The 17,133-nt window shown below is 33.0% G+C and carries 18 protein-coding genes and 1 riboswitch; of the genes, 15 read left to right on the forward strand and 3 right to left on the reverse strand.

Annotated features, from left to right (window positions below):
* Positions 1 to 92 precede the first annotated feature (92 nt).
* Positions 93 to 971 (reverse strand): oxidoreductase, encoded by an 879-nt coding sequence (locus tag BUC29_RS17885; protein WP_073417646.1) that lies wholly within the window; start codon positions 969 to 971, stop codon positions 93 to 95.
* 231 nt (positions 972 to 1,202) lie between these two features.
* The gene (locus BUC29_RS17890; RefSeq protein WP_073417543.1) at positions 1,203 to 1,601 is read right to left on the reverse strand and encodes a DoxX family protein; all 399 of its coding nucleotides are present in this window, start codon (positions 1,599 to 1,601) and stop codon (positions 1,203 to 1,205) included.
* Positions 1,602 to 1,773: 172 nt separating this feature from the next.
* On the opposite strand from BUC29_RS17890, the gene BUC29_RS17895 reads away from it, so the two are divergent.
* From BUC29_RS17895 to metQ, 12 genes are all read left to right on the forward strand, one after another.
* Positions 1,774 to 2,346 (forward strand): Crp/Fnr family transcriptional regulator, encoded by a 573-nt coding sequence (locus BUC29_RS17895; protein ID WP_073417544.1) that lies wholly within the window; start codon positions 1,774 to 1,776, stop codon positions 2,344 to 2,346.
* 343 nt (positions 2,347 to 2,689) lie between these two features.
* Positions 2,690 to 3,244 (forward strand): YceI family protein, encoded by a 555-nt coding sequence (locus tag BUC29_RS17900; protein ID WP_073417545.1) that lies wholly within the window; start codon positions 2,690 to 2,692, stop codon positions 3,242 to 3,244.
* Between the two features lie 5 nt (positions 3,245 to 3,249).
* Positions 3,250 to 3,468: a tautomerase family protein gene (locus BUC29_RS17905; protein WP_012025971.1), complete on the forward strand. Its 219-nt coding sequence runs from the start codon at positions 3,250 to 3,252 to the stop codon at positions 3,466 to 3,468.
* Between the two features lie 5 nt (positions 3,469 to 3,473).
* Complete coding sequence (locus tag BUC29_RS17910) at positions 3,474 to 4,208, forward strand: SDR family NAD(P)-dependent oxidoreductase (protein ID WP_073417546.1); 735 nt, start codon at positions 3,474 to 3,476, stop codon at positions 4,206 to 4,208.
* Position 4,209: 1 nt separating this feature from the next.
* The gene (locus BUC29_RS17915) at positions 4,210 to 4,659 is read left to right on the forward strand and encodes a nuclear transport factor 2 family protein (RefSeq protein WP_073417547.1); all 450 of its coding nucleotides are present in this window, start codon (positions 4,210 to 4,212) and stop codon (positions 4,657 to 4,659) included.
* A 16-nt stretch (positions 4,660 to 4,675) separates the two neighbouring features.
* A complete protein-coding gene (locus BUC29_RS17920) occupies positions 4,676 to 5,761 on the forward strand; it encodes an NAD(P)H-dependent flavin oxidoreductase (protein WP_073417548.1) in 1,086 nt (361 codons plus the stop codon).
* A 303-nt stretch (positions 5,762 to 6,064) separates the two neighbouring features.
* Positions 6,065 to 6,165, forward strand: a riboswitch (SAM riboswitch).
* 249 nt (positions 6,166 to 6,414) lie between these two features.
* Complete coding sequence (locus tag BUC29_RS17925) at positions 6,415 to 7,404, forward strand: TlpA disulfide reductase family protein (RefSeq protein ID WP_073417549.1); 990 nt, start codon at positions 6,415 to 6,417, stop codon at positions 7,402 to 7,404.
* Positions 7,405 to 7,424: 20 nt separating this feature from the next.
* Positions 7,425 to 8,897, forward strand: coding sequence for an aminotransferase class V-fold PLP-dependent enzyme (locus BUC29_RS17930; protein ID WP_073417550.1), 1,473 nt, complete (start codon positions 7,425 to 7,427; stop codon positions 8,895 to 8,897).
* A 188-nt stretch (positions 8,898 to 9,085) separates the two neighbouring features.
* The gene (locus BUC29_RS17935) at positions 9,086 to 10,087 is read left to right on the forward strand and encodes an NADP-dependent oxidoreductase (protein WP_073417551.1); all 1,002 of its coding nucleotides are present in this window, start codon (positions 9,086 to 9,088) and stop codon (positions 10,085 to 10,087) included.
* A 263-nt stretch (positions 10,088 to 10,350) separates the two neighbouring features.
* Positions 10,351 to 11,382 (forward strand): methionine ABC transporter ATP-binding protein MetN, encoded by a 1,032-nt coding sequence (gene metN, locus BUC29_RS17940; RefSeq protein ID WP_073417552.1) that lies wholly within the window; start codon positions 10,351 to 10,353, stop codon positions 11,380 to 11,382.
* Positions 11,375 to 12,028, forward strand: coding sequence for a methionine ABC transporter permease MetI (locus tag BUC29_RS17945; RefSeq protein ID WP_073417553.1), 654 nt, complete (start codon positions 11,375 to 11,377; stop codon positions 12,026 to 12,028). The genes metN and BUC29_RS17945 overlap by 8 nt, the downstream gene beginning before the upstream one ends.
* A 44-nt stretch (positions 12,029 to 12,072) precedes the next feature.
* Entirely contained in the window at positions 12,073 to 12,885 is an 813-nt protein-coding gene (gene metQ, locus BUC29_RS17950) for a methionine ABC transporter substrate-binding lipoprotein MetQ (RefSeq protein WP_073417554.1), read from the forward strand.
* Positions 12,886 to 13,001: 116 nt separating this feature from the next.
* Here the strand turns inward: metQ and BUC29_RS17955 are convergent, their stop codons facing one another.
* Complete coding sequence (locus tag BUC29_RS17955; protein ID WP_073417555.1) at positions 13,002 to 13,670, reverse strand: response regulator; 669 nt, start codon at positions 13,668 to 13,670, stop codon at positions 13,002 to 13,004.
* A 100-nt stretch (positions 13,671 to 13,770) separates the two neighbouring features.
* On the opposite strand from BUC29_RS17955, the gene BUC29_RS17960 reads away from it, so the two are divergent.
* From BUC29_RS17960 to BUC29_RS17970, 3 genes are all read left to right on the forward strand, one after another.
* Positions 13,771 to 14,007: a hypothetical protein gene (locus BUC29_RS17960; RefSeq protein WP_139260546.1), complete on the forward strand. Its 237-nt coding sequence runs from the start codon at positions 13,771 to 13,773 to the stop codon at positions 14,005 to 14,007.
* A 104-nt stretch (positions 14,008 to 14,111) separates the two neighbouring features.
* Positions 14,112 to 16,145 (forward strand): sensor histidine kinase, encoded by a 2,034-nt coding sequence (locus tag BUC29_RS17965; RefSeq protein ID WP_244160845.1) that lies wholly within the window; start codon positions 14,112 to 14,114, stop codon positions 16,143 to 16,145.
* Between the two features lie 163 nt (positions 16,146 to 16,308).
* Positions 16,309 to 16,908 (forward strand): murein L,D-transpeptidase catalytic domain-containing protein, encoded by a 600-nt coding sequence (locus tag BUC29_RS17970; protein ID WP_073417557.1) that lies wholly within the window; start codon positions 16,309 to 16,311, stop codon positions 16,906 to 16,908.
* Positions 16,909 to 17,133 lie beyond the last annotated feature (225 nt).

Genomic DNA, 17,133 nt, shown 5'->3' on the forward strand with positions numbered 1-17,133 from the left:
GCCTTTGTAGACAAAGAAAAACTATGTTTCTATGTGTTTAAAAACTACACATTAAATGATCACATTGTCATTGATATTGCACTTTGTAATTGTTATTTTTTTCCGGCAAACCATTTTGCTTTTTCTGAATCAAGAAAACTTTCAGAATCTTCATGGTCTGTAGATAAACTTATATCCATCCATTTTTCCATTTCTTCAGTTCTGGCTTGATCTGCATTTTTTAAAATCCCAATAGCTTCACTTCCTAAAACAAGATGCATAGGAGGATTTGGGTGCGAAGCCAGATCTACCATAACTTTAGCAGCTTTTTCAGGATCCCCAACCGGAACAAAATTTCCTGCTTTAAAGAAATCAGTACGTTGTTTTACAGCGTCGTAACCTTCAATTTCTTCGGCATAAGTCATTGATGCTCCAGCCCAGTCAGTTCTAAATCCTCCTGGCTCAACGCTGGTTACTAAAATTCCAAGTGGCGCTACTTCTTTGGCTAAAGCCTCAGTAAATCCGCCAAGACCAAATTTGGCTGCCTGATACATGGTTAATCCCGGATTTCCAACACGTCCGCCTACAGAACTGATTTGTAAAATACGTCCTGATCTTTGTTTACGCATAAAAGGCAATACCGAACGTGTAACTTCAATAGGAGCCAGTAAATTTGTTTCTAACTGACTGCGAACTTGTTCTTGCGTATAAGCTTCTGCAGCGCCAATGATTCCAAATCCGGCATTATTAACTAATACATCAATACGGCCGAAATGGTCAACTGCTTTTTGAACTGCTTCATGAACCTGATCGTAATTGTTTACATCTAAAGGTAAAGGCAAAATTTGATCCTGAAATTTTTCTTTTAAATCATTTAACTGATTAATGTCTCGGGCAGTTGCGGCTACTTTGTCGCCATTGTTTAATACTGCTTCGGTAAGATTACGTCCTAATCCTCGAGAACTACCTGTGATAAACCATATTTTATTCATAATAATTGTGTGTTTTAAATTCATTACAAAGTTACGTTGAGAGTATATGTTGTTATTTTGTTGAAAAGCTCATTTTTATTTGTTTAAAGGTTCAAGGTTGCTTTACTGCGAAGGCACTAAGTTTTTATTTTATAATGAAAAAAGAATCTCGCAAAGCCGCGAAGTCGCTAAGAAAATAAAACTTAGCGCCTCAGCAACTTTGCGAGATTGTTATATACAGTAGTTAGAATCTTAATTTTCAGAAACTCTTACGGCATAATTTGCACTATATAATTTTCTAAACATTGCATAAGTAACACTTACCATTACAAAAGCAATAATAGCATCTGTTGTAGCTCCAAAACCCAGAACGGCCAGTTTAGAAAAGAAAGCGAAAATTATATCGAAAAATACTCCGGCAAATACCCATTCTTTTAATCGTAATAACTTATTCGGAATTAATAAGGTGATAACTCCTGAAATTTTAAATACTCCTAAGATGTAAATAAAATGTGCCGGATAACCTAATAGCTGCGTGATTTCCCAAACCAGTTTGTTTGTTGTAAGTTCAAAAAATCCGCTGGCACCAAACCATAAAGAAGTTAAAATAATTCCTGTCCAATAAATAATTTTTGTTGTTTTTGCATTCATGATTTTAAATTTTAAGTTGTTAAACAGGACAAAATTGCGTCAACGGCAGCCGATTTCATATTGGTATTTTGTTGAAACGGACAAATTGAAATGCGAAATAGACAATCGATAAGTTCATTTGATTTTATAACTTTACAGAAGACTTTTCAAACCCAAATAGTCACCATTTAAAATGGAAGCCAAAACACTTTTACAGGAACATATTGCCAAAACTGCTTCGCTTACACAGGAAGAATTTGATTATTTCTTTTCGCATTTTAAGCCTTTGTCTTTTAAAAAAGGACAAACGATTATCAGTGAAGGCGATAAAGTAGATTGTGAATATTTTGTGGTTTCAGGCTGTTTAAAAGCTTTCTTTATAAATGATGAAATCAAAATGTACATTCTGCAATTTGCCATGCCAACCTGGTGGACATCTGATTATAACGCTCTTTATAACCAAACTCCTGCACAAATCAATGTTGACTGTATTACAGATGCAGAAGTATTGTGTTTATCCAGTTCTGATCGCGAAAAACTCTGTGCCGAGTTTCACCAAATAGAACATTTCTTCCGATGGAGAACCAATAAAGGATATATCGCTTCTCAAAAGCGTCTTTTATCTTTCATGAATAATAATGTAAAAACTCGTTATGAAGAACTTTTAGCTTTATATCCGCAGTTATATAATTTAGTTCCGAAGCATTTAATTGCTGCTTATTTAGGTGTTTCCAGAGAAACTCTCAGCCGACTTCATAATTCTTAGTTTTTTATAGCCCACTGATTTTACGGATTGATTTTTTGTTTTGCGTTGGTTTTGTTTCCCGCAGATTTTGCTGATTTGGCAGATTATTCTATTTGATTACTGTATATAAACATAACCCGTGGTTTTAACCACGGGAATTTAGAATGTGATAATGCATTCTGTCAATATATTGTTTCACTACGGTTGAAACCGCAGACAATGTTTTAATTCTGTATCTATAAAAAACCTTAGAACCTTAGCAACTTAGCCCCTTAGAACCTCAAAAAAAAGATTGTGATCTACATCACGTAACCCATTTTCATAACCGCCGTTCCTTTGTATTGTACTTTTAAATACAATAAAAATGGAAACAATAAATTTTGAAATCGTAAGCTCAAGTAGCAGCGTAGAATGGACTGGTAGAAAAGTTACCGGTGCACATAATGGTACAATTGGTATCAAAAATGGTAATTTCATCTTTAATGATGGAAAAATAAAAGGAGGAAATATTGTAATCGATACAACCTCTATTAAAATTCTGGATGTAACAGATCCGGCAACGAACACACAATTTGCAGGACATCTTGCATCTGATGATTTTTTCTCTATTGAAAAATTCCCAACTGCTTCTTTTGATATTTTAAATGTAAAAGAAATATCAAATACAAAATATTATTTAGAAGGAAACCTGACTATAAAAGATATTACTCATCTTGTAGGTTTTGAAGCTGAAGTAAAAAACAACAACGATATAATTTCACTTTCAGGAAAATTAATTATTGATCGTACCAAATACGATATCAAATTCCGCTCAGGAAATTTCTTCAAAGATTTAGGAGACACATTAATCTACAACGACTTTGATCTTGATTTTAAAATCACTGCCGAAGCCGTTTTTTCTGGACAATCTAAAAACTAATTATCATGCCTTACGTAAAAATAGAATTGACCCGCGAAGGAGTAACTCGCGGGCAAAAACAAGAATTAATCAGCGGCATTACCAATCTGATTACAGAAGTATTAAACAAAGATCCGCATTTGACTCACGTTGTGATTCAGGAAATCGAACTCGACGATTGGGGTTATGCAGGAGAACAAGTATCAGTATTAAGAGAAAAAGGCATTACAGCCGATAAAAAATAAACATCATGAAAAAACAAACTATAATCGTAACCGGAGCAGCTTCGGGAATTGGAAAAGGAATCGCTAAATATTTTTTAGACAGAGGCGATAATGTTGTCATTAATTCGTTAACTGAAAGCGCATTAGAACAAACATTCAACGAATTTGGAGCAGGAGATAATCTGGCAAAATTTGCAGGAGACGTAAGCGATAAAAAAACCGGAGAACAACTGGTAAAAATTGCTTTAGAAAAATTTGGTTCTGTTGATGTATTAATCAATAATGCCGGAATTTTTGCCAGTAAACCATTCTTAGAAGTAGACGAAGCCTATTTAGATACATTTTTGAAAACTAATCTAAAAGGAACTTATTTCACAACACAATCTGTGGTTCCGCAAATGCTCAAACAAAATAGCGGTGTTGTTATCAACATCGGAACACCATTAGTAAATCACGGTTTAGGCGGATGGCCGGCTTCAGCTCCAATCTCAAGCAAAGGCGCCATTCATGCCTTGACAATACAATTAGCGGCAGAATTCGGAAAACAAAACATTCGTTTTAACACCGTTGCTCCGGGTGTAATTCGTACGCCAATGCACGGTGACAATGCTGATGCAAGTGCCGGTTTACATTTATTAAACAGAGTAGGAGAGATCGATGATATTTCTGAAATGGTTTACACCGTTGCCAAAAGCAATTTTATTACCGGTTCAATCATTAATGTAGACGGCGGAAAAGGTGCAGGACACAATTTAAATTAAAATGAAAACTATTTTATTAACTGCTTTTATGCTCTGGAATTTTCAGGGCATAAAAGCTCAAACTAATATTAAAATGGAAAATCAAAAGGAAATTCAGGCTATTACAGATGCTATAGAAAACTATTATTTTAAAGGCATTTATGAAGGTGATGAAATACTGTTAGGGAAAATTTTTCAGCCCGGAACATTGTTATTTGGAGATGTAAAAGGCCAGTCTTATTTCAAGACTGTGGATTTGTATTTAGACGGTGTTAAAAACCGACAAAGTCCAAAAGATTCCGGCAAACCATTCAAAGGAGAAATTCTGCATATAAGTGTTGTAAATTCTATTGCTATAGCGGAATTAAATGTTAAAATGTACGACTTTAATTATCGGGATTTTTTATCTTTCCATAAGATTAACGGCCAATGGCTGATCGTGAATAAAATGCTGACAGACACAAGCAAATAACTTAAATTTTGAAGCTATGTGGTACAATACAAAAGCTAAAGAATTATTAGGAATTGAATATCCAATTCTGCAAGGGCCTTTTGGTGGAAATCTTTCTACAGTAGAATTGGTTGCTGCGGTTTCTAACCTCGGCGGACTTGGCGGTTACGGTGCCTATACCAATAGTCCGCAGGAAATTTATGAAATTGATAAACAGATTAAAGCGGCGACCAATAAACCATATAATATAAATCTTTGGGTTTCAGATCACGATATTCCCGCGGGTGGTTTAACAGACGAACAGTTTGATAAAGCTATAGCCGCTTATAAACCATATTATGATGAAGTTGGTATTCCGCTGCCGGAAAAACCAGCACCATTTCAATCAAGATTTGAAAATCAATTAGAAGTAATTTTAGACATTCGTCCAAAGGTTTTCAGCTTCATGTTTGGCGTTCCTTCTGATGATGTTTTAGAACAATGCCGCCGATTAGGTATTATAACGGTTGGAGCGGCAACAACTCTTGATGAAGCCATTTTTCTGGATAGCAAAGGTGTTGATATGATTATTGCTTCTGGTTTTGAAGCCGGCGGACATCGTCCTTCTTTCCTAAAAGATGCCGAATCATCTGTAACCGGAACTTTTGTATTACTGCAATTGATGCGTGAAAAAATAAAAACGCCAATAATTGCCGCCGGAGGTATTGCCGATGGAAAAGGAATTGCGGCCGCTATAACTTTAGGAGCAAGTGCGGCTCAAATTGGCACGGCATTTTTAGCTACCGACGAATCGAATGCATTACCAATTCACAGAGAAATGCTTTTTTCTGAAGCTTCAAAAAACACCACACTTTCCCGCGCTTATACCGGAAGACTCGGACGCGGAATTACAAGTCGAATTGCAAAAGATATGACAGGAAAAGAAACAGATATTCTTCCGTTTCCTTTGCAGACTACTTTTATTGCACCATTGAGAAAAGCGGCAATCGAACAACAAAAATGGGATATGATTCTATTTTGGGGCGGACAGATTTCTCCAATTTTAAAACACACAAAAGCCAAAGATTTGATGCATTCTTTGATTGAAGAAACGACAGCTTATTTTGATGGTTTAAAAGCTTAACACTTTGTGATTCCAAAAAATGATATGCCGGTTTTTTATCATTCCGAGGAACGAGGAATGACAAACGGTGCGTTAACTTCATCTTTAATACAAACTCATTTCAAAACGGAATGAGTTTTTTTATGAATTTTCCTTGTAAAACCAAAAATCGATAAAATTTATTTAATAGTATAATTATTTAAATATCAATATGATATATTGTTTTTGAAAGTTTTTTTAAATTAAATTCAAAAAAAATAATTTTAAATACTACTAATTAGATAGAATTAATATATATTTGTATCGCAGAAAAATTAAAAATGATACTTATCCAGAAAGACTGAGGGAATAGGCCCATTGACGTCTTAGCAACCTGTTGCCGAATAAGGTGCTAAATCCTTCCGCTGCGTGTGGACAGATAAGAAAGATTCCTCAAAATCTGAATGAGATCATTAATTAAATAACTTTTATTTTTTTAAATGAAAACAGATACAATTTTATACGCCGGTTATGAGCTTTTAAATTCAATTTTTGAAGAAAACAGCCTTGCTTATTTCCGAATGCGAAAGCACTAATTTTTCACCCAATTTATTTTTTTAAAATATTCCTTAAGGTCAATTTTATATCGGCCTGAAAATTCTATTGTCTAATTATAAACTAAAAATCAAAATCAAATGAAAAAAATACTATTAGGAGCGGCTTTGTTTCTGGGCGTAATACAAACTCAGGCGCAGGAAAATAATTTACAGTTAAAAGGAACCGTAGCAGATACAATCGTGTCATACGTTTATCTGCAGAAATTTCATAATAAGATGTTTACCACAATCGATTCGGTAAAAGTAACAGATGGAAATTTTAGTTTCAAAACTAAAGTCAAAACTCCGGAATTATACGGATTAAGCGTAAATACACAAAGTTCTCCACTATATATTTTCCTTGAGAAAACACCAATTACAGTAAAATTAAGTCCAAAGAAATATTATAGTACTTCTGTTGTTGAAGGTTCTGTTTCTCAGGATTTATTCGAAAAATACAAAAAATCGAATGATATAGAAATCAGCAAATTCATTACCGAGAATCCAAAATCAATTGTTTCAGCTTATGTTTTATACAGAAACTGGTCATACAGATTGTCTCCGGAACAAATTAGACAAAATATTGCCTTGCTGGATAAAAGTCTTCAAAATACCACTTACGTGAAAGAACTAAAAGATCTGGCGCTTGTTTTAGATGGATTAGGAGTTGGTAAAAAAGCACCTGATTTTACAGCCAATGATCCGCAGGGAAAACCAGTTCATTTTTATGAAAATCTGAAAGGATATACTTTGGTTGATTTTTGGGCTTCATGGTGCGGGCCATGCCGAAGAGAAAATCCAAATGTCGTAGCCGCTTACAAAGAATTTCATGATAAAGGTTTCAACATTGTTGGGGTTTCTCTGGATAAAAAGAAAGAAAACTGGATTAAAGGAATTCAGGATGATAATTTAAGCTGGACACATGTTTCTGATTTGCTTTTCTGGAATAGCGCTGTTGCCAAATTATATGGCGTAAGAGCTATTCCCGGAAATTATTTAGTGGATTCAAACGGAATAATTGTCGCAAAAAATCTTCAGGGTGAAGAGTTACAAGCAACATTAAAATTGCTTTTAGATAAAAAGATTTAGTTAATTAAAATGATTAGGAAATGAATGCTATTGAATCAACATCAAAACCAACTGAAGCAGAATGTTACTTTTTTAAATTTAGAGAAAACACTGTTGGTATAAACCACACTTTTGAATCGGTATACGGAGAACAAAACCTGGTATATGCTGATTGGGTTGCCAGCGGAAGATTATATACGCCCATTGAAGATATTATGCTCAATAAAATTGGTCCTATGATTGCCAATACGCATTCACTTTCTAGCCAGACAGGAAAAACTTCAACATACGCTTATCAACATGCCAGAGACATCATAAAAAAGGCTGTTAATGCCAATGAATCAGATGTTTTGGTAACAACCGGAACCGGAATGACGGCGGCTTTATCAAAATTGCAGCGCTTTTTGGGGTTAAGAAAGTATGATGAAAATGATAAACCTGTCGTTTTTATTACCCACATGGAGCATCATTCGAATCAGGTTTCCTGGTATGAAACGAATGCTGAGGTTGTGATTCTGCCTCCAGATGAAAATAATTTAGTTGATCCCAAAATTCTTTCTGAAGAGATTAAAAAATATGCTCATCGAAGCTTAAAAATAGGTTCGTTTACCGCTTGTTCGAATGTTACAGGAATTATTACGCCTTATTATGAATTGTCCAAAATAATGCATCAAAACGGCGGACTTTGTTTTGTTGATTTTGCAGCTTCGGCGCCTTATGTAAAAATTGATATGCATCCAAAAGATCCTGAACAACAACTTGATGCTATTTTCTTTTCGCCACATAAATTCTTAGGCGGTCCCGGAACCTGCGGCGTTTTGGTTTTTAATGAAAAATTATACCAATCTGATTTTCCGGATAATCCGGGAGGCGGAAATGTAAAATGGACCAATCCCTTAGGAAAATATTGTTACAGCGATGTAATAGAAGTTCGCGAAGATGGCGGAACTCCGGGTTTTCTGCAGGTAATCAGAGCAGCTTTGGCTTTAGAATTAAAAGAGCAGATGGGAGTAGAAAATATCAAAATAAGAGAAAAAGAACTGCTGAATCTCTGTTTTTCAAGACTTCAAAAAATAAAAGGTTTATCTATTTTAGGAGATTTAACGACTGAAAGAATTGGCTGTGTATCTTTTGTAATCGAAGATATTCATTATAATCTGATCGTAAGGCTTTTAAATGACCGTTTTGGAATTCAGGTTCGCGGCGGCTGGTCGTGTGCGAGTACTTATGCGCATTATCTTTTCAACATAAATGAAAAGAAATCAGCAGAAATTACAAACGAATTATTACAGCGTAATCAAACAAATAAACCGGGCTGTGTTCGTTTATCACTGCATCCAATAATGACAAATGAAGAACTTTTTTACATCTGTAATGCTGTTGAAAAAGTAGCTTTACATTATAAAAAATGGCAGAAAGATTATCAGTATAATTCTGTTTCAAATGAATTTGAAAATCCGGAAATAAAAGATTCAATTGCAAATGAAGTGAACGAATGGTTTAAGTTAGATTAATTTTTTTTAACACATAGGAACATAGTTTTTTTTAATTAGTGTAAAGTTGATTAAAAGAAACTAGTTTCTAACACATAGCTATGTTCACTTAAATAAGTAAAATGCCTTTATTTAGAAAGAAAAACTATGTTTCTATGTGTTTAAAAATTATTTAAAACTTTATTTTTATATAATAAAGCGATAAAAAAATGAAAGCAGTAGTATTACAGCAAAATCTTGAATTTAGATTAGAAAATGTTGAAACGCCACAACCTGAGGATTCTCAAATTCAGGTCAAAATTATAGCATCGGGTTTCAATCCAATTGATTACCAAATGACAGAAAACGGATCGGAAAGAAAGCTTTTACATTCTCCTATTCTGGGACGAGAGTTTTCTGGAATTGTTTCCGCAATTGGCAAAAACGTGACCAATTTTAAAATTGGTGATGCCGTATTCTGCGGATCGGGAAGTATGGGGTCTAACGGAACTTATGCTGAATATATTTGTATTCCTGAAGCCATTGCAGAACACAAACCCGAAAACATTTCTTTTGAAGAAGCAGCAGCAATTCCGTCCGCAGGTTTAACTGCTTTGCAGGCCTTTAACAGAATGAAGGTTTCCGTAACAGATTCGATATTTATTAACGGTGCAGCTGGCGGAGTGGGAAATATTTTAATTAAGATTCTTATCGCTAAAGGTTTTACCAATTTTACGGTAACGGCTGGAAATGTAAATAGTATAAAATCTTTGATTGCAATTGGCGTAAAGCCGAAGCAAATTATCAATTATAAAAGAGAAGAAGTTTACGATACAGCATTTTCTTTAAATAAAAATAAAAAGTTTGATATAGTTGTTGATTTAGTTGGAAATGCTTCTGCTGAAACGGCAGCTAAACTATTGAAAATAAACGGATTTTATATCGATATAACTAATTTCTCAACTTCAGAATCCCGAGATATTTTATTTTCAAAAGGAGCTACTATTCACAATATTTCCAATTATGCTTACGGACTTGAAAAAAGATATGATTATTATAAAAACGGTTTGAAAGAGTTATCCAATTTATTAGAAAATAAACTTATTACACCGCCGGCAATTGCTGTAATTGGAGATTTAAATGCAGAAACTGTAAAAAATGCGCTTACAATATTGCGGGAAAATAAAACTGAGGGCAAAAAATTAATAATGCAGACAGGAGCCAAAAACTAAGGAATCGTTATAGTAATCTATTATTTTGATAGGATAATAAAAGTTTTGTGTTTTTTGCATGAAAATTAAATTTATCTGTTTAAATTTGCATTCGAAATGAGAAACAAGAACCAGATTTTGAATTATTATTATAACACCAGTATAATGTGCTGTGTTATAGTTATGGAGTTAATTGATCTGGCTTAGATATATAATACGATTTATTTAAAAAGCCTTTCATGAAGATTTGAAAGGTTTTTTTGTTTTTAACTGAATTCGAACAAATGATTGAATTAAAAAATGTTACCAAAACTTTTCATCAGAAAGACAGGATTGTTTCTGCTCTATCTGATGTTTCGCTTACAGTTCCGCCGGGAAAAATCTTTGGTGTAATAGGAACTTCGGGAGCCGGGAAAAGTACACTTATCCGTTGTGTGAATCTTTTAGAAAGACCAACTTCGGGAGAAATTATTGTTGATGGAAAAGCCTTAATGCAGCTTTCAAACGCTGAATTAGCAATTGAAAGAAGACAAATCGGAATGATTTTTCAGCATTTTAACCTGCTTTCTTCAAGAACAGTTTTTGATAATGTGGCTTTTCCGCTTGAATTGACAGGAACTCCAAAAAACGAAATTAAAACCCGCGTTTTAGAATTATTGCAATTGGTTGGTTTGTCTGAAAAAGCAAATGATTATCCTGCAAGCCTTTCGGGCGGACAGAAACAAAGAGTTGCCATTGCAAGAACTTTGGCAAATAATCCTAAAGTTTTATTATGTGATGAAGCTACAAGTGCGCTTGATCCGGCAACAACACGCTCGATTTTGAATTTGCTGAAAGATATTAACCGTCGTTTAAACATCACTGTTTTATTAATTACACACCAAATGGAAGTTGTAAAATCGATTTGTGATGAAGTTGCGGTTATCAGCCACGGAAAATTAATAGAGCAGGGAAGTGTGGGCGAAATTTTCGCTGATCCTAAACATGAACTAACCAAAGAATTTATTTCTTCGTCGCTTCATCTGGAAATTCCAGCTGTTTACGAAGAGAAATTGCAAAAAGAAGATAACGGGACTTTAAATCCATTATTGAAGCTTGAAATGACCGGAAAATCAGTAAATGAGCCTGTTATTTCAGAAGTATCAAGATTGTTTGATACCAATTTTAAAATTGTAAGCGCGCAGATGGATCAGGCCGGAGACGTGAATTTTGGCGTTATGCTGATTGAATTATCTGGTAAACGTGAAAACTACAATGCTGCAATTCAATATTTTATTTCAAAACACATTAAAACAGAAATCATAGGTTATGTCTGATTCAATTATTGACTTATTAGTAAAAGGAACATGGGAAACAATTGTTATGACATTTGTATCGGGATTTTTCGGTTTCTTAATCGGACTTCCAACGGGAGTTTTGCTTTTTCTAACCCGAAAAAATCAAATCTTAGAACAACCGGTTTTAAACAGAACTTTATCAGTAATAGTAAACGTTTTTCGTTCAATTCCATTCATTATTTTAATCGTTTGGATGATTCCGTTTACACGAGCGATTGTTGGAACTTCCATTGGCGTAAGCGCAGCTTTGGTTCCGTTAAGTATTGGTGCGGCACCATTTATTGCAAGGTTGGTTGAAAACAGTTTATTAGGTCTTCCGTCAGGATTAATTGAAGCTGCAAGGGCTTTAGGAGCAACGCCTTTGCAAATTGTATATAAAGTATTACTTCCAGAAGCTTTGCCTTCTTTAATAAATGCGGCATCAATTACTTTAATTACGCTTGTAGGTTATTCTGCAATGGGCGGAGCAGTTGGCGCGGGTGGTTTAGGTCAGGTTGGTTACCAGTACGGATATATTGGTTATGATGCCCTGACAATGAATTCAGTTTTGGCATTACTGGTAATTTTGGTGTTTGTTATTCAGTTTGCAGGAGACAGATTGTCTAAACATTTTGACCATAGATAATTATCAATTAAAAATTAGGAATTAAAAATTAAAAATAGATTATCATGAAAATAAATTTCTTGAAAACAGCCGGGATTTTGGCTTTATCATTGGTTTTGTTTAACTGCGGAAAAAGTAAAAATAATGATCCGCATTTTATAAAAGTTGGTGTAGCTTCTGGACCGGAATTAAAAGTGGCTGAAGCTGCCAAAAAAGTTGCCAAAGAGAAATTCGGACTTGAGGTTGAATTAGTTTCTTTTAATGATTATGTTATTCCAAATGAAGCTTTAAGTCAGGGTGATATCGATGCAAATGCTTTTCAGCATAAACCATATTTAGATGAGCAGTCTAAACAGCGTGGTTATAAATTAGCAATTATAGGGAATACATTCGTTTATCCGATTGCGGCTTATTCGAAAAAAATAAAAAACCTCTCAGAATTGAAAAACGAAAGCACGATTATTATTCCAAATGACCCAACAAACGGTGGACGTTCGTTATTGCTTTTGCAGAAAAATGGTTTGCTAAAATTAAAAGAAGGCGTTGGTTTGCTTCCTAAAGTGACAGATATTGTAAGTAATCCTAAAAACTTAAAAATATTAGAATTAGAAGCGCCTCAACTGCCTCGCGCCTTAGATGATGCAAATGTTTCGATTGCGATTATCAATAATACTTTTGCTTCTGCAGCCGGGTTGGTTCCGTCACGCGATGCTTTATTTATTGAAGATAAAGAATCTCCATATGTAAATCTTGTTGTAAGTCGTGAAGACAATAAAAACGAGGAAAAAGTAAAGCAGTTTTTACAGGCATTTCAGTCTCCGGAAGTTGAAGCTGCTGCTGAACGTGAATTTAAAGGCGGTGCTGTGAAAGGGTGGTAATTAACAATTAACAATTAACAATTAACAATTAACAATTAACAATTAACAATTATTGCATCTTAATAATTACAACAAAAAAAAGACCCTTTTTGGGTCTTTTTTGTTTTTAGTATTTTTTAAATAAGTCCTAATTGTCTCGCTTTGTTTATAAGCTCTGTATCGCCGCCTTTTTCTAATAACAAATGGCTTTTAATATTGGCTTTTCGTTTTTCTATTGAACTCATAGAAAGCGGAATATGATTGGGTATATTAACTGTTTTTACTCCCTGCGATAAGAGGATTAAAATCTGGCTGTCGTATTCATCCCAATTTAAATTTCTGTGTGTCAGCTTTTTTTGCGATTTAATTATTTCATCGCTGTAAATCATTTCCCCTTTTAAAATCTTTTTACAAATCGTAGGGAAAGATTCAAAATTAACTTCACTTTTTGATATAAAACCATCCGGTTTGATAGTTTTTATAATTCGGTTTACTATAAAGGCTTCTGTGTGCATTGTTAGTAATAGAATCTTGCACGAAGGATGCGTTTTTCTAATTGTTATCGCCAGATCGATTCCATCGGTAATATTAAATTCTTCATATGGCGGCAGGTTAACGTCGAGAATTGCAAAATCAAGTCTGGTGTTTTGTTTTTCGAGCACCATTATTTTTTTGTATGCAGTTTCGCAATTGTATTTTTTGAGAAATGTGGGCTCAATTGTATCAAAATCCTCATCAGACAGAAGGTTTACATAGCTGTCTACTGTCATAGGGTGGTCATCAACAATCAATATAGTAATCGACATTTTTGTAAAATTTATGCAAATTTTACAATATTACGGAAAATCCGTAAAATATGCAACTTTTTTGGATGTTTTTTTGCAAAAACATAAAAAAACACAAACCATGAAAAGTAAAGTAATTCGTATAGTATTTGCAGCAATTTTGTTGATGAATTTATCTTGTACAACTGATGATTTTGAAAATGAAGAGTTGAACGCAGCCGCAAAAAATGTAGAAAAAGTAAATTTGAGTGAAAAATCTCAGGCCGCTGCTTCTAAAATAATTGATTCTTTAAAAGTTAATGTTAATTTGAAATTGGCCGAACCAGACGGAGATCCACTAAACCCAAAAGTTAAGTAAAGAATGTTTTATCTTATTTCCTGAAAGACTATAATACTGATAACGAAGTATTATAGTCTTCTTTATTTACTTTATATTTGAAATAAATTTTATAAAGTATCATTTTGAGATTTGGACCGAAAATATATATTCCGATAATTGTATTACTATCAGTAATTTTATTGGTGTTTTATAATAGAGGAATTCATTTTAAAAACAGGAATAAATACCAAAATGCTTTTGATACAGAATACTTTAACAGGATTCCGGGGACACAGAAAGAAAAATATCTGGATTCACTTGTTAGCAGTTTAAAGAATCAAAAAAACGATTCGGTTGTTAGGAATTTGTATTTACGAGCCGGAGAAGAATATTATTACCTGAATAATATTGCAAAATCATATTTCTCAAGTTTTACAGCCTTAAAATTATCAAGAGCAGAAAATGACAGTTCAAGAATAGCAAAATCGCTTTACTTTATTGGAGACTGCTACGAAAATTCACAAAAAGACAGTGCATATTATTATTACCTTCAGGCGCAAAAAATCTATCTAAAGATTCATGATTATAATAAACTGGGGCAAATGCATTTTAATAAAGCATATGTTCTTTTTTATGATGGAAATTATGTCGAATGCGAAGTAGAACTATCAAAAGGACTCGAATATTTAAAAACTTCAAATAATATTAAACTTCTGTATTCTTGCAATACCTTGATGGGTAATTGTTTAGAGAAGTTATTTATGTACGATCAGGCTCTAAAATACCATCAGCTGGCATTGAGAAATTTGAGAGTCATGAAAAAAAATAATACAGATAGTGATGAAGTCAATAATTTCAATATATCGTCTGTAATTAATATTTGTAATTTATACGATTTAAAAGGCGATTATTCTAAATCAATTAAAGAATTGAAGCCTTTGCTCACAAAAGATTTAAGAAAAAACTGGCCTCGGTTTTATGCCATCGTTTTGTCAAATCTGGCTTATTCTAAAATGAAAAATAAAGAATATAAAAATGTTGAATCAATGTTTTTAGAGTCTTTAAAAATTGTTGACAGTCTGGGATATTACTCTGACGCGATGTATAAAAAGATCCATTTAGGAGAATTCTATCTTACTCAAAAAGATTCTGTAAAATCGCTGTCAACTTTAAAAGATGCCTATGCGGCTTCTATTAAACTAAAAAACACAAACGAAACTTTAAATACTTTAAAACTTCTTACGCGAATCGACAGTAAGAAAAGGCTGTTTTATGCAAACCGTTATATTGCAATAAGCGACAGTATTAACAGTATTCAAAGCAGAACTAAAAATAAATATGCAAGAATTGAGTACGAAACTGTTAAAGTTGAAGACGAAAACAAGGTTTTGACTAAGAAAAACTTTTATATATTAATTTTCTCCTTTGCTCTATTTTTAATCTTGTCTGCCATTTTAGTAACCATTTATTTAAAATATAAAAACAAAGAACTGCGTTTTGTAAAGCAGCAGCAAAGCGACAGCGACGAAATTTACCAGCTTTTGAGCGAACAGCAGAATAAAATTAATGCCGCCAAAGAAGAAGAAAAAAATAAAATTGCCAGAGAACTTCATGATGGCGTTATGAATAAAGTGTACGGCGTGCGAATGAATTTAGGTTTTTTTAATTCTAAAACAGACGAAAAAACAATCGAAAAAAGAAAACAGTACATTTTTGAACTTCAAAATATAGAAAACGAAATCAGATCTATTTCGCATGATTTAAATCAGGATTCGTTTTTAGAAAGTAATGACTTTAATACACTTTTATCGAATTTAATTAAAAGTCAAAATGAAATAAGCAAAACAAATTTTTATTATTTTGTTGATGAAAGATTTGATTGGGAACAGGTTGAAAACATTTATAAAATAAACTTCTATCGTATTATTCAGGAAGCACTTTTAAATATTCAAAAATATGCCAATGCATCAAAAGTCGAAGTAAAAATAGAACTGATAGATAAAGATCTTTTGCAATTGTCTATTATTGATGATGGTGTTGGTTTTGATATTAATACTGCCAAAAAAGGAATTGGTTTGTCGAATATTAGAGAAAGAACCAACTCTCTAAAAGGACAAATCGAAATCGATTCTAAAATTGGATCTGGTACAGAAATCATTGTAACTTTTAATATTTAAATTGCCGGTTTTACTTCATAAAAAAAAAAGTCTTATTGTTTTGCTTTTCAGTCTTTTAATGGCTTTCGTTTAGTTTAATGCAGACTAATTTTGCCTTGTTAATTTGATTTAAAATACAAGAAATCAGATTAGTAAAATTAGATATGTATTAAATACCACTGTTATGAAAATATTCAACTTATTTTTATTTTTTACGATTAGTTTTTTCGGAAACCCAAAAGATATTGCTACAGATATTAAACCGATAAGCCCTGAAATGGAAAGATTTAATAATCAGCTTACTGATGTTAAAGAAATGATTAAAAAGAATGCTTCTTACAATACTAAAATTGCATTTTTTATTGATATGAAAATTAAATCTGGTAAAAACAGGTTCTTTGTTTATGATTTGGAGAATGATAAAATTCTAGAAGAAGGACTTGTTGCAAACGGTTTTGGCTCTGAAACAAATGTTAGAGGAGAATTAAAATTTAGTAACGAACCTAATTCTAAATGTACATCTTTAGGAAGATATAGTATTGGAAAATCATATAAAGGTATGTTCGGAAAATCCTATAAATTATATGGTTTAGATGAAACAAACAGTAATGCTGCAAAAAGAGCAATTGTACTGCATTCATATTCAGCAGTTCCAAACGAAGAACAGGATTATTATATTTCTACCAGCCACGGCTGCCCAATGGTAAGTGAAGCTTTCTTTAAAAAATTAGAAAAAATCATCGATGGTTCTAAATCGAACATTATTTTAAATATTTATTATTAATGATAAATATTTGATACATAATTAATAACCCAAATTTGTACAAAAAAAGGCAGTTGAAAAACTGCCTTTTTTTTGTACAGAACATCTTTTTTTAACATTTAAAGACAAATTTTTTGAGAAATAAACAGTTTTTTGATTTAAGTGTTAATTTTTTTCTTTCTTTTTGTTTTAGTAATTGTTTTCCGATTTTCCGAGAAAAATTATATATTTGTTAAAGAACAAATC

Source organism: Flavobacterium defluvii (assembly GCF_900129555.1).
Classification (GTDB): Bacteria; Bacteroidota; Bacteroidia; order Flavobacteriales; family Flavobacteriaceae; genus Flavobacterium; species Flavobacterium defluvii.

What these genes read in the sequence shown, in the direction of transcription:
- BUC29_RS17885 (WP_073417646.1), bottom strand. Translation starts at nt 971, where the DNA reads ATGAATAAAATATGGTTTATCACAGGTAGTTCTCGAGGATTAGGACGT.
- BUC29_RS17890 (WP_073417543.1), bottom strand. Translation starts at nt 1,601, where the DNA reads ATGAATGCAAAAACAACAAAAATTATTTATTGGACAGGAATTATTTTA.
- BUC29_RS17895 (WP_073417544.1), top strand. Translation starts at nt 1,774, where the DNA reads ATGGAAGCCAAAACACTTTTACAGGAACATATTGCCAAAACTGCTTCG.
- BUC29_RS17900 (WP_073417545.1), top strand. Translation starts at nt 2,690, where the DNA reads ATGGAAACAATAAATTTTGAAATCGTAAGCTCAAGTAGCAGCGTAGAA.
- BUC29_RS17905 (WP_012025971.1), top strand. Translation starts at nt 3,250, where the DNA reads ATGCCTTACGTAAAAATAGAATTGACCCGCGAAGGAGTAACTCGCGGG.
- BUC29_RS17910 (WP_073417546.1), top strand. Translation starts at nt 3,474, where the DNA reads ATGAAAAAACAAACTATAATCGTAACCGGAGCAGCTTCGGGAATTGGA.
- BUC29_RS17915 (WP_073417547.1), top strand. Translation starts at nt 4,210, where the DNA reads ATGAAAACTATTTTATTAACTGCTTTTATGCTCTGGAATTTTCAGGGC.
- BUC29_RS17920 (WP_073417548.1), top strand. Translation starts at nt 4,676, where the DNA reads ATGTGGTACAATACAAAAGCTAAAGAATTATTAGGAATTGAATATCCA.
- BUC29_RS17925 (WP_073417549.1), top strand. Translation starts at nt 6,415, where the DNA reads ATGAAAAAAATACTATTAGGAGCGGCTTTGTTTCTGGGCGTAATACAA.
- BUC29_RS17930 (WP_073417550.1), top strand. Translation starts at nt 7,425, where the DNA reads ATGAATGCTATTGAATCAACATCAAAACCAACTGAAGCAGAATGTTAC.
- BUC29_RS17935 (WP_073417551.1), top strand. Translation starts at nt 9,086, where the DNA reads ATGAAAGCAGTAGTATTACAGCAAAATCTTGAATTTAGATTAGAAAAT.
- metN (WP_073417552.1), top strand. Translation starts at nt 10,351, where the DNA reads ATGATTGAATTAAAAAATGTTACCAAAACTTTTCATCAGAAAGACAGG.
- BUC29_RS17945 (WP_073417553.1), top strand. Translation starts at nt 11,375, where the DNA reads ATGTCTGATTCAATTATTGACTTATTAGTAAAAGGAACATGGGAAACA.
- metQ (WP_073417554.1), top strand. Translation starts at nt 12,073, where the DNA reads ATGAAAATAAATTTCTTGAAAACAGCCGGGATTTTGGCTTTATCATTG.
- BUC29_RS17955 (WP_073417555.1), bottom strand. Translation starts at nt 13,670, where the DNA reads ATGTCGATTACTATATTGATTGTTGATGACCACCCTATGACAGTAGAC.
- BUC29_RS17960 (WP_139260546.1), top strand. Translation starts at nt 13,771, where the DNA reads ATGAAAAGTAAAGTAATTCGTATAGTATTTGCAGCAATTTTGTTGATG.
- BUC29_RS17970 (WP_073417557.1), top strand. Translation starts at nt 16,309, where the DNA reads ATGAAAATATTCAACTTATTTTTATTTTTTACGATTAGTTTTTTCGGA.